The sequence below is a fragment of the Tamlana crocina genome (genome assembly GCF_012037625.1).
On sequence record NZ_JAAVJS010000004.1, the window covers coordinates 96,618 to 107,832 of the forward strand.

The following is an 11,215-nucleotide window of genomic DNA, read 5'->3' on the forward strand; positions in this document are numbered from 1 at the left end:
GGATTTTCGTCTGATAACTTAAAAGCCTGTTAATCTGTTTTACTCACGATCCCCAAAAGGCACCACGATGCCTTTTTCTAAATAGTTTTTAAGTCCGTTTAGCAACAATGCCCAACAAAAGGACGAATGTTTATAGTGATTATTCGCTTCGGGCCAATTGATATGGCTAAATTGAACCATGGTGCCCTTTTCGGTTTTTTCTAAATCGAAGCCGAAGGTTGTGGGATTCCAGTCGGCATCGGCCTTGGTTATTTTTAAATGGAAGGATTGGTTGGGAATTACCTTTGAAACTTTACGGAACCAATCGTATTTATCGGTAAAATTGAGGTTGTACTCTGCACCAAGTTCTGGTGTTCCAGAAGATTTTAGCCTCCACCAATTATCGAGATGTTTGGGTTGCGACACACCGTCAAAGACTTGTTTTTAGGAAGCTTTGATTAGAAAGTTATGGTAGATGCTGTGTGCCATTTCCACTCATTTTCATGAAGTTATATAAAAATAAGCAAAATGACTGGATTCCCGCCTTTACTTCGACTGCGCTCTGCACAAGCGCGGGAATGACAAAAATTATTTAAAAAACGAATCGACAAACTCAAACTTATTGAACACTTGCAAATCTTCAATACCTTCGCCAACGCCAATATATTTAACGGGAATTTGGAATTGGTCTGAAATACCAATCACCACGCCGCCTTTGGCCGTTCCATCCAATTTAGTTACTGCCAACGAGGTTACCTCGGTTGCTGCAGTGAACTGTTTGGCCTGTTCGAATGCGTTTTGACCAGTAGAACCATCCAACACTAAAAGCACATCGTGTGGCGCATCGCCCACTACTTTTTGCATAACGCGCTTTACTTTGCTCAACTCGTTCATCAAATTGACTTTATTATGCAAACGTCCAGCCGTATCGATAATAATGACATCAGCATCTTGGTTTACACCCGATTTCAGTGCATCGAACGCCACCGAAGCCGGATCACTTCCCATATCTTGGCGTACCATAGGCACGTCTACCCTATCTGCCCAAATTTGAAGTTGGTCTATCGCGGCAGCTCTAAAGGTATCGGCGGCACCTAAAACCACTTTTAAGCCTTTCTTTTTAAATTGATATGCCAACTTACCAATGGTAGTGGTTTTGCCCACACCGTTCACACCAACTACCATAAGTACATAGGGTGTTTTTTTGCCATTATCCAATTTAGGAAGTTCGGGGATGGTGTAGTCGGTTTCTTCGCCAGAATTGGTTTCGCTCAACAAGCCTGCAATTTCTTCTCTAAGGATTTGGTTAAGCTCGTCCGTACCCAAATATTTATCTTTTGAAACGCGCTCCTCGATACGCTCAATGACCTTTAACGTAGTGTTTACGCCCACATCGCTGGTTACCAAAACTTCTTCGAGGTTGTCGAGTACCTCATCGTCCACTTTCGATTTTCCGGCTACCGCCTTGCTCAGTTTACCAAAAAAACTGGTTTTCGATTTTTCCAACCCCTTATCTAGGGTTTCCTTTTTTTCGGAAGAAAATATTTTTTTAAAAAAGCTCATTTTAACTTGGTTGGTTGTTTATTCATTTATGGCTTCGGGGCTTTTTTTAAAAACCCTTCTGTCTTTATCCCGTATCATCGGGATAAATCCACCTTCCCTTTTAAGGGGAAGGATTTTATACTTAGTAATTCTCCTCCTATTAGAGGAGGAGTGGCTTTATGTTTACATTAAAAACATAAAGACGAGGTGGGTGCGTTAGCGATAGCAGCCCTTCGACTCCGCTCAGGGCAAGCTATTGAACCCTACCTCCCGATAACTATCGGGAGTGGTAACGCACAGATTTTCATGGTCAATTATCTTACCAATTTTTGCTTTCTGAAAATCTGTCAGTTAGCCTTTCAAATATAAAATAAAAAAAGCCGCTTTCTAAAAGAAAGCAGCTTATAATATTTTTGGAACGTTACTTTTTAGTTTTTGCTTAAAAAGTCGTTTACTTCTTCTGGACTCATGATAGATTCAACAAACATGTAAGCACCTGTTTTTGGCGACTTTACCATTTTTATTGCTTTTGTTAATCTTTTAGATCCTGTTTGTAATGATGCTACTGATTTCTTTGCCATGACCTATCTCTTTTATTTAATTTCTTTATGAACTGTCATACGCTTAAGAATAGGATTGAATTTTTTAATCTCCATTCTTTCTGGCGTATTCTTTTTGTTTTTGGTAGTAATATATCTTGAAGTTCCTGGTTGTCCAGACTCCTTGTGCTCCGTGCACTCTAAAATTACCTGTACTCTGTTACCTTTCTTTGCCATGTCTTTTCCTTATTAAAAACAGCTATTATTTTAAAAATCCTTTTGATTTTGCTTCTTTAATCGCTGCAGATATACCTATTTTGTTGATAGTTTTTAAAGCAGATGTAGAAACTTTTAAAGTTATCCAGCTGTCTTCTTCTGGAATGTAAAAACGTTTCTTTACCAAGTTCGCGTTAAATTTGCGCTTAGTTCTGTTTAATGCATGAGACACGTTGTTTCCAACCATAGCCTTCTTCCCTGTAAGTTCACAAACTCTTGACATTCTATATAACTTTAAATTCGTTGTTGCTTAAAATCGAGGTGCAAATATACAAATTCTTTATATTATGCCAACCTTATTTTTAGGTATTTTTAAAAATTTCTTTTAAGAGCATTTCCAAAGCCTTATTTATGGCTTTGTTTATCACTTTTAAGCGCAGATTTCCGAAGTTGAATTTTTGCGAATATATGCCTTTTTTTGTAGCAATAGCAACGAAAACGGCACCAACTTCGGCATCGGAATCGCCTTTTGTAGGCCCAGCATTGCCCGTTGTGGCGATGGCATAATCGGATTGAAAAAGATTCAATGCATTTTCGGCCATAGCTTCTGCTACTTGCGAACTTACTACCGAATGGGCTTCGATTAGCGACTTTGGCACATTCAAAACATTGATTTTAGATTGTGTAGCATAGCAAACCACGCCTCCTTTAAAAAAGGCTGAAGCGCCTGAATTTACAGTAAAACGCTCTGCCACACCTCCTCCGGTGCAGCTTTCAGCAATAGCCAATGTTTTTCCCATTTTGGTGAGCTGCTTGGCGATTACGATTTCAACGGAACCTTCGTCGTCCTCAAAACCAGCAAATTCATCTTTTATGTACGGAAGCACTTTATTGATTTGTTCTTCCACTTCCTTTTTTAGAAGGACTTCATCAAAACCTCGTGTGGATAAACGCAATCGCATTTGTCCTAAATTGGGTAAGTATGCCAATTTAATATGCTTGGGGAGTTCGTTTTCCCAAGGCTCGATACGTTCGGCCAAATCACTTTCGCCCAAACCATAAACCATAAGCGTTCGGTGCAAAATATACGGACAATGGTACTTTTCCTTTAATTTGGGGAGCATTTCGTTTTCAACCAAAGCCTGCATTTCGTAGGGCACACCTGGAAGCGACACAAACACTTTTTCGCCTTTTTCCATCCACATGCCCGGGGCTGTCCCCAAGGTGTTCATCAAGGGCTTGGATTTCGAAGGAATTAACGCCTGATCTCGATTTACTTGCAGAAGCCTCGTACGAACGTGCTGTTTCCAAATCGATTCGATGTTTTCGAGAACCGCGTCGTTTTTCACCAACACATCATCAAAATATTCAGCAATGGTCTTTTTGGTAATATCGTCTTTTGTGGGACCCAAACCGCCAGTAAGAATAATGATATCCGCTCGATTTTCGGCTTCGTTCATCGCCTTTAGGATGTGTTCCTTTTCGTCCTGAACAGAAGTTATCTGGTAAACGGACACACCTATCTTGTTAAGCTGTTTGGCAATAAACGCAGAATTGGTATCTATAACTTGCCCGATAAGAAGTTCGTCGCCGATGGTAATGATTTCGGCCAGCATAGTTACAGTTTAAAATCGGATTTAATTTCTGCAGAAGCTTTTTCTACAGCCGTGAGCACAATTTCCAACTCCTTGGATATATCCATGTCACGTTTTTCAAATTTACCCCAATCCTGTACTTCAATTAGGGTATCTAGCACACCTAGTTCAAACAAATCTACCGTCGGTTTCATTTTATGTGCCGCTTGGTAAGCGTTGTGGTAATCTTCCTCGGCCACAGCCACCTTTAGTCGCTCTGCATCAACAGGAACTTCTTCCAAGAACGTTTCGGCCAACGCTTTGATAAAATCTTCATCGTTATCAGCTAATTCTCTTACTCGGTGTAGTTTGTAGTTTAATTCCATTTTTACTTCACTGTTATTGAAAACATTTCTTGGTTTTCTATAAATCCACTTAATTTATCATTGGCTTCAACTTGGCCAACTCCAGACGGTGTGCCTGTAAATATAATATCTCCAATCTTCAAAGTAAAATATTTCGACACATATTCTATTAATTCATCAATTTTCCAAAGCATGTGGCTGGTATTTCCGTTTTGTACAATTTTATCGTTCTTTTTTAACGAAAACCCTAAACGGTCCAAATCGGCAACCTCACTTTTTTCCATCCATTTACCAATTACCGCAGCGCCATCAAAACTTTTTGCCTTTTCCCAAGGCAAGCCTTTGTCCTTCAATTGCTTTTGCAAATCGCGGGCGGTAAAATCGATACCCAAACCTATTTCGTTGTAATATTTATGGGCAAATTTTTTATCGATGTACTTCCCTACCCGATTGATTTTTACCAAAACCTCAACCTCATAATGTACATCGTTCGAAAAATCTGGAATAAAAAACGGTTGCTTTTTCAGCAAAATGGCCGTATCGGGCTTTAAAAACACCACCGGTTCGGTAGGTTTTTCATTTTCCAGTTCTTTTATGTGCTCGGTATAATTTCTTCCTATGCAGATTAATTTCATATTCAACTTTCTGCGAAAGCAGAAATCTCATTTTAAGTTTAGCTTGTTTCAAAAAGTGGATTCCTGCCTTCGCAGGAATGACAAAACTATCCCAATTTATTATTGAAACTTCTCAATTTAATCGCTGTTAACACCTTTTTGGTATACAACGGAAAATCGGCATTGAGCAGCCAGCCAAAATAGCCGGGTTCTTTTTCTAAAACTTCGGCAACCAATTTCCCTTTGTGCTTTCCGAACGAAAAACACTCTTCACCTTTTTTATTGTAAGTGATAAAACCGGCAAAATCGGCAAACTTTTTTCGGGAACTGAATTCGGCCAAAAATTTGGTATTGTTTTCCAACTCGTCGTACTTTTCTACTTGGGCTTTCAATACTTCATAAGTGGCATTGGTATCGGCCTCGGCGCTGTGCGCATCTTCAAGGGTTTTATCGCAGTAAAATTTATAGGCCGCACTAAGGGTACGCTGTTCCATTTTATGGAAAATGGTCTGTACATCAATGGCCAAACGGTTTTTCATATCGAAATCAATATCGGCCCGCAACATTTCCTCTGCCAACAGTGGAATATCGAATCGGTTGGAGTTAAACCCGCCCAAATCGGAATCCTTAATCATATTGTAAATGTCTTTTGCCAATTCTTTAAACGTCGGTTCGTTGGCTACTTTTTCATCTGAAATGCCGTGAATGGCGGTGACTTCCTTCGGAATGGGCATTTCTGGATTTACCAGCCAGGTTTTGCTTTCCTGTGTACCGTTGGGAAATACCTTTAGTACCGAAATTTCTACAATACGATCTGTTGTGATGTTAACCCCCGTAGTTTCCAGATCGAAAAAACAGATGGGTTTGGTTAAATTGAGTTGCATTAATTTCTTTTGATTTTTCTAGCCAGTTAATCGGCCTTTGCAAAAATAAGAAAACCCAACCGTTTAGCGGTTAGGTTTTATACTTTGTTTATTTTGTTAGATTCAAATTTCCCTGTTGCAATCCCAAGCTTCCAAATAATCTTTTACAGCCTTAACAAACATGCCGCCCAAAGCACCGTTTACCACGCGGTGGTCGTACGAATGCGATAAGAACATTTTGTATCGGATACCTATAAAATCGCCCTCTGGAGTTTCGATTACCGCTGGCACTTTTCTAATAGCCCCCAAAGCCAAAATACCCACTTGCGGCTGATTGATTATAGGCGTGCCCATAATACTTCCAAAGGTTCCCACATTGGTTACAGTGTAAGTACCCCCTTGAACTTCATCGGGTTTAAGTTGGTTGAGTCGAGCACGGTTGGCCAAATCGTTTACCTGTTTAGTCATACCTACCAAGTTAAGTTGATCGGCATTTTTTATGACTGGAACAATCAAGTTTCCATCGGGCAAGGCAGCTGCCATCCCTAAATTAATCTTTTTCTTTTTGATTATGGTATCGCCTTTTACGGAAATATTCATTAGCGGGTAATCACGTAACGCCTTGGCCACCGCTTCCATAAAAATTGGCGTAAAGGTTAAATTTTCACCTTCTCGCTTGGCAAAAGCGTCCTTTACTTTTTTACGCCAATTCCAAATATTGGTGACATCGGCTTCAATGAAACTTTGCACATGTGCCGAAGTTTGCACCGAATCGACCATGTGCTGGGCCACTAATTTCCCCATTCGGGTCATTTCGATAATTTCGTCGTCGCCACTGCTCAAAACAGGTGCTGCTGGCTTGGGCTTATTTGATGGGCTTTCTTCTTTTTTACTAGTGGACTGTTTTTCCGGTTGTACCGTTTCTGGCGTTGAGTGCGGCCTGTCCCCATTAGGGCTCTCTAAATAAGCCAAAATATCGTTTTTCGTTACACGTCCGTCTTTTCCCGTTCCTTTAAGGGCATCTAATTCCTGTTGGGTAAGTCCTTCTTGTTTGGCAATATTCTTAACCAATGGCGAATAAAACCGATCGCTATTGGAAACTACCGGAGCTACCATTTCTTTAGCTTTGGTAATGGTTTGCGTAAGCTCCTCGACTACTTCCTTTTCTGCGGGAACTTCATCAACCTCTGCCTGCGTTGACGTATCGTCGTCACTATCACCTTCCGTTTCTATTATGGCTAAAACTTCACCTACTTGCACGACATCATCTACATTAAAAAACTTTTCAACCAACACACCGTCTACCTCACTCGGCACCTCACTATCTACTTTATCGGTCGCTATTTCTAAAATTGGGTCATCCATTTCAATGGAGTCTCCCACATCCTTCAACCAAGATGTAATGATTGCTTCTGCAACGCTTTCGCCCATCTTCGGCAACTTAAGCTCAAATTTTGCCATATCTATAACGTATTACCTCTTTTACTTTATTTATTTTGCAAAAGTACTAAAAAACAACACTTCCGTTAAATTATATTCAATAAAAACTAATTCAGCATAATGACCTCGCCTCTGCTGAAACCATCATCGCTACCCACAATAAAATTAGAATTGTTGGGCAATATCTTGTAAGTAACTTCTTTTTCTTTTTCAAAATTTTGCTCCATAGTTTTGATGATACTTTTATAGCTCATGGTATTTCCATTAAAAATAACCTCGGTTCCGTTGGAGTATTTTTCAGGTTGGGTTTGCAATTTCACCGAACCTGACAAATTTTGCTGTATCCGGTCGTCCATTTTATTGGAAACGAATATGTATTGGTTCACAGATTTACTTTTTTCTGCCCTTATTCTCCTGAAAAAATAAGCCATTTTTATGCCCAACCAAACAAACATATCGAAAAACCTATTGCTTTTGAAATGCTTACTGTAAAATATTTGCATGGCCCCAAAAAATCGCTTGGCATAGTTTTTATCTTTTAAGGTACTTTCCCCCTTAAAATGAACGACCGTTAAACTGCCCAAATAGTAATTTTTGTAACCTGCCTTTAATATACGGTACGACAAATCAATGTCTTCGCCGTACATGAAATAATCTTCATCGAATCCCCCTACTTTATTGTAAACCTGTCGTTTTAAAAACATAAAGGCCCCCACTAAAATATCGACTTTACCAATGGCATTCGCTTGTAAATGGGTCGCGTAATACTCAGAAGGATTTCCAAGCATTTTCTTTACTGAAGCTTTGACATATGGGATATTCCGTTTACTTTCCGGAAGAAACAAGCCGGCACCATTAATCAATTTACAGCCTATTGCCCCTAATTGCGTTTTGGTTTCGGCAAATTCCAATAATCTTTCAAAAGTATCTTCGGCAACTACCGTATCGGGGTTTAAAATGCACAAATACTCACCTTGCGCTTGTGCCACTCCAACATTATTCCCTTTTGAAAAGCCCAAATTCTCCGTATTGGCAATGAGTTTCACGTCAGGAAACAAGGTTTTTACCATGTCGCAACTATCGTCTTCCGAATGATTATCGACCACAATAATTTCGGCATCGATATTTGAAATAGACTTACTAACACTTCTTAAACATAATTCAAGAAAGTGACGAACGTTATAATTTAAAATAACAATTGAGAGTTTCAAAAAAAGTTTCTTTTTAGAACGCGGTTGGTTTAAAATTAATGTTTCCTTTATCTGAAATTGACATTTTTTCGATTATGATTTTAGGGATGCTTCAAAAGGCACTCGGTTTACAATACTCCTACCCAAGGTGATTTCATCGGCATATTCCAGTTCATCGCCCACTGAAATACCCCGCGCAATGGTTGATGTTACCACATCGTAATCTTGAATTTGTTTGTATATGTAAAAATTGGTAGTATCACCTTCCATCGTCGAACTTAACGCAAAAATAAGCTCCTTTGTTGTGCCTTGCTTCACTTTGTTCACTAATGTTTCAATATTTAAATCGTGCGGACCAATACCGTCCATTGGTGAAATTTTTCCTCCCAAAACGTGATAAACCCCTTTAAAGGAACTGGTGTTTTCAATAGCCATAACATCGCGAATGTCTTCAACTACACAAATAACTTCGGCATTTCTGTTCGGGTTGGAACAGATTTCGCACAACTCCACATCGCTAATATTATGGCACGATTTACAAAACTTCACATCGAGCCGCATGGTTTGCAAAGCCTCGGCCAATGCCGTAGTTTGCTCTTTGGGCTGACGCAATAAATGCAACACCAAACGCAACGCCGTACGTTTGCCGATACCCGGCAACTGCGACATTTCGTTAACAGCACGCTCTAAAAGTTTTGACGAAAATTCCATAAGCGCGAAATTAACACTTTTTACGGCAAATTCAATAATAAAAAGAGTGTCTTAAAACCAAGTTCCATTGGTAAACCATAGGTAACATTTCGATTGTTTCATTTTTGGACTTTGGAGTCAACCACCAAAATTCTACTATTCAAACTCCAGTTTCCGCGGGAATGACAAACTCATTTCAATAAAAATTCCAAAACAGACTTTAAGTTATTTTGTATTTTGGCTGATTAAAAATAGAATTTATGTCGCCCACCCAAATATTGTTTCTTATTGCAGGCTATTTTGCTGTATTGATTTTAATATCATATTTCACCGGAAAAGAAGACAGCAACGATGCCTTTTTTAAGGCCAACAAATCGGCACCGTGGTATTTAGTGGCTTTCGGGATGATAGGTGCTTCGCTCTCTGGGGTGACTTTTATTTCGGTACCTGGTGCGGTTGAAACCAAACAATTTGGGTATCTACAAGTGGTTTTTGGGTATTTTTTTGGGTACTTGGCTATTGCTTACGTGCTTTTGCCCATTTATTACAAGTTGAATTTAACCTCCATTTACACTTATTTAAAAGACCGCTTTGGCAACGTGAGCTACAAAACGGGATCGGTGGCATTCTTGATATCGCGGATGGTAGGTGCGTCATTCCGGTTGTTTTTGGTGGCCAAAGTGCTGCAACTTTTGGTGTTCGACCAATATGGCATTCCCTTTGCCGCAACGGTAGTGATCACCATTCTTTTAATTTGGCTCTATACCTTTAAAGGCGGCATTAAGACCATCATCTTTACCGACACTCTGCAAACGCTTTTTATGCTGGTTTCGGTAGTAATCACCATCGTGTTTTTATCCCATGCTTTAGATTTAAACGGCATTTCTGAAATTTACCAAAATGTAAAACAGGACGCCATGAGCAAAGTTTTCTTTTTTGATGATGTTAACGATGCCCAATATTTTATAAAAAGTTTTTTTGCTGGTATGTTCATCACCATTACCATGACGGGGTTGGACCAAGATATGATGCAAAAAAACCTCACCTGCAAAAATTTAAAGGAAGCACAGAAAAACATGGTATCGTTTAGTGTGGTACTGATTTTTGTAAATATTCTGTTTTTGGTTTTAGGTTTGCTTTTAACCCAATACGCCCACCAACACGGCATTACGGCCACTAAAGACGATTTATTCCCCACCATTGCCATGCTACCCGAAATTGGTGTACTGACCTCAGCATTTTTCCTATTAGGATTGATTGCTGCCGCTTATTCCAGTGCTGACTCGGCCTTAACTTCGCTCACCACTTCGTTTTGTATCGACATTATAGAGCTGGACAAAAAACCGAAAGACATCCAAAAGAAAATCAGAAAACGCACCCATATTTTTATCAGTTTTGTGCTCGTAGTAGTCATCATTCTTTTTGATGCTATTTTTAAAGATGTTTCTGTGATTTGGGAACTGTTCAAAGCAGCAGGTTATACTTATGGGCCACTACTCGGTTTATTCGCCTTCGGCATTTTCACCAAACAACAACTCAAGGACAAATACGTTTGGATTATTGCCATTGTGGCTCCCGCCTTATCCTATCTATTGAATGAATACTCGGTAGATTTACTAAACGGCTACCAAATTGGTTTCGAAATATTAATCATCAATGGACTACTCACCTTTTTGGGCTTAATACTGATTCGTAGAAAGCAACACTAAAGTACAAGCCGGCTCAAAAGCGATGTTATTCTCTTGTAAAATCTGATAAAACTCTGGGTTTTCGGTACCTGGATTAAAAATCACCCGTTTCGGATTCAATGAAACGATGTAGTCATAATATTCCCGCTGCCGCATCGGGTTCAAATAAAGAGTAACCGTATCTATATTTTCAAAAGGCAATTGTTCAGTTGCAATAGACACTCCATCGACTTCGCCAGTTCTTAGCCCCACAGCTACCGTTTCAATTTTGTTGGCCACCAATCTTTGAATAGCATAATGCGAATACCGGTTTGGCTTTAACGAAGCCCCCAATACTAAAGTTTTTTTATTCATAAATTATCTTTTCAGCAATTTATAATTCAGTAATTTAATCATTTTAAGCTCACCGGCAAATGTTTATCAACAGCCAATTATGTTAAAAAACTGTTAAGAAACACGCCACTCCGTAACAAGATTTGAGTTTCAGCGTCTACCTTTGTAGCATCAATCAAAAA

The 11,215-nt window shown here is 39.4% G+C and carries 13 protein-coding genes and 1 pseudogene; 1 reads left to right on the forward strand and 13 read right to left on the reverse strand.

Going from position 1 to position 11,215, the window contains the following annotated elements:
• Positions 1 to 39 precede the first annotated feature (39 nt).
• The 12 genes and pseudogenes from HC176_RS03875 to recR form a co-directional block, all read right to left on the reverse strand.
• A pseudogene (locus HC176_RS03875) lies at positions 40 to 408 on the reverse strand (SRPBCC domain-containing protein); the annotation flags it as partial.
• A 159-nt stretch (positions 409 to 567) separates the two neighbouring features.
• Entirely contained in the window at positions 568 to 1,542 is a 975-nt protein-coding gene (ftsY, locus tag HC176_RS03880; protein ID WP_167916874.1) for a signal recognition particle-docking protein FtsY, read from the reverse strand.
• A 407-nt stretch (positions 1,543 to 1,949) separates the two neighbouring features.
• The gene (locus HC176_RS03885) at positions 1,950 to 2,102 is read right to left on the reverse strand and encodes a DUF4295 domain-containing protein (RefSeq protein WP_167916875.1); all 153 of its coding nucleotides are present in this window, start codon (positions 2,100 to 2,102) and stop codon (positions 1,950 to 1,952) included.
• Between the two features lie 12 nt (positions 2,103 to 2,114).
• Complete coding sequence (gene rpmG / locus HC176_RS03890; protein WP_154368514.1) at positions 2,115 to 2,297, reverse strand: 50S ribosomal protein L33; 183 nt, start codon at positions 2,295 to 2,297, stop codon at positions 2,115 to 2,117.
• Between the two features lie 25 nt (positions 2,298 to 2,322).
• Positions 2,323 to 2,559, reverse strand: coding sequence for a 50S ribosomal protein L28 (gene rpmB, locus HC176_RS03895; RefSeq protein ID WP_027136933.1), 237 nt, complete (start codon positions 2,557 to 2,559; stop codon positions 2,323 to 2,325).
• 79 nt (positions 2,560 to 2,638) lie between these two features.
• Positions 2,639 to 3,892 carry a competence/damage-inducible protein A gene (locus HC176_RS03900; protein WP_167916876.1) on the reverse strand — a complete coding sequence of 418 codons (1,254 nt, stop codon included), beginning with the start codon at positions 3,890 to 3,892 and terminating at the stop codon, positions 2,639 to 2,641.
• Between the two features lie 2 nt (positions 3,893 to 3,894).
• Positions 3,895 to 4,236: an Hpt domain-containing protein gene (locus HC176_RS03905; protein WP_167916877.1), complete on the reverse strand. Its 342-nt coding sequence runs from the start codon at positions 4,234 to 4,236 to the stop codon at positions 3,895 to 3,897.
• A 2-nt stretch (positions 4,237 to 4,238) separates the two neighbouring features.
• A complete protein-coding gene (locus HC176_RS03910; RefSeq protein WP_167916878.1) occupies positions 4,239 to 4,850 on the reverse strand; it encodes a fumarylacetoacetate hydrolase family protein in 612 nt (203 codons plus the stop codon).
• Between the two features lie 86 nt (positions 4,851 to 4,936).
• Positions 4,937 to 5,713, reverse strand: coding sequence for a 3'-5' exonuclease (locus HC176_RS03915; protein WP_167916879.1), 777 nt, complete (start codon positions 5,711 to 5,713; stop codon positions 4,937 to 4,939).
• Between the two features lie 102 nt (positions 5,714 to 5,815).
• Positions 5,816 to 7,153, reverse strand: a complete 1,338-nt coding sequence (locus tag HC176_RS03920; protein ID WP_167916880.1) for a dihydrolipoamide acetyltransferase family protein — start codon at positions 7,151 to 7,153, stop codon at positions 5,816 to 5,818.
• Positions 7,154 to 7,239: 86 nt separating this feature from the next.
• Positions 7,240 to 8,343 carry a glycosyltransferase family 2 protein gene (locus HC176_RS03925; protein ID WP_167916881.1) on the reverse strand — a complete coding sequence of 368 codons (1,104 nt, stop codon included), beginning with the start codon at positions 8,341 to 8,343 and terminating at the stop codon, positions 7,240 to 7,242.
• 72 nt (positions 8,344 to 8,415) lie between these two features.
• Positions 8,416 to 9,033, reverse strand: a complete 618-nt coding sequence (gene recR, locus HC176_RS03930; protein ID WP_167916882.1) for a recombination mediator RecR — start codon at positions 9,031 to 9,033, stop codon at positions 8,416 to 8,418.
• A gap of 239 nt (positions 9,034 to 9,272) precedes the next feature.
• Between recR and HC176_RS03935 the strand changes: the two genes are divergently transcribed.
• Entirely contained in the window at positions 9,273 to 10,721 is a 1,449-nt protein-coding gene (locus HC176_RS03935) for a sodium:solute symporter (RefSeq protein ID WP_167916883.1), read from the forward strand.
• Here HC176_RS03935 and HC176_RS03940 read toward each other — a convergent pair.
• Positions 10,692 to 11,054, reverse strand: a complete 363-nt coding sequence (locus HC176_RS03940) for a CoA-binding protein (protein ID WP_167916884.1) — start codon at positions 11,052 to 11,054, stop codon at positions 10,692 to 10,694. The genes HC176_RS03935 and HC176_RS03940 overlap by 30 nt on opposite strands.
• Positions 11,055 to 11,215: the final 161 nt, after the last annotated feature.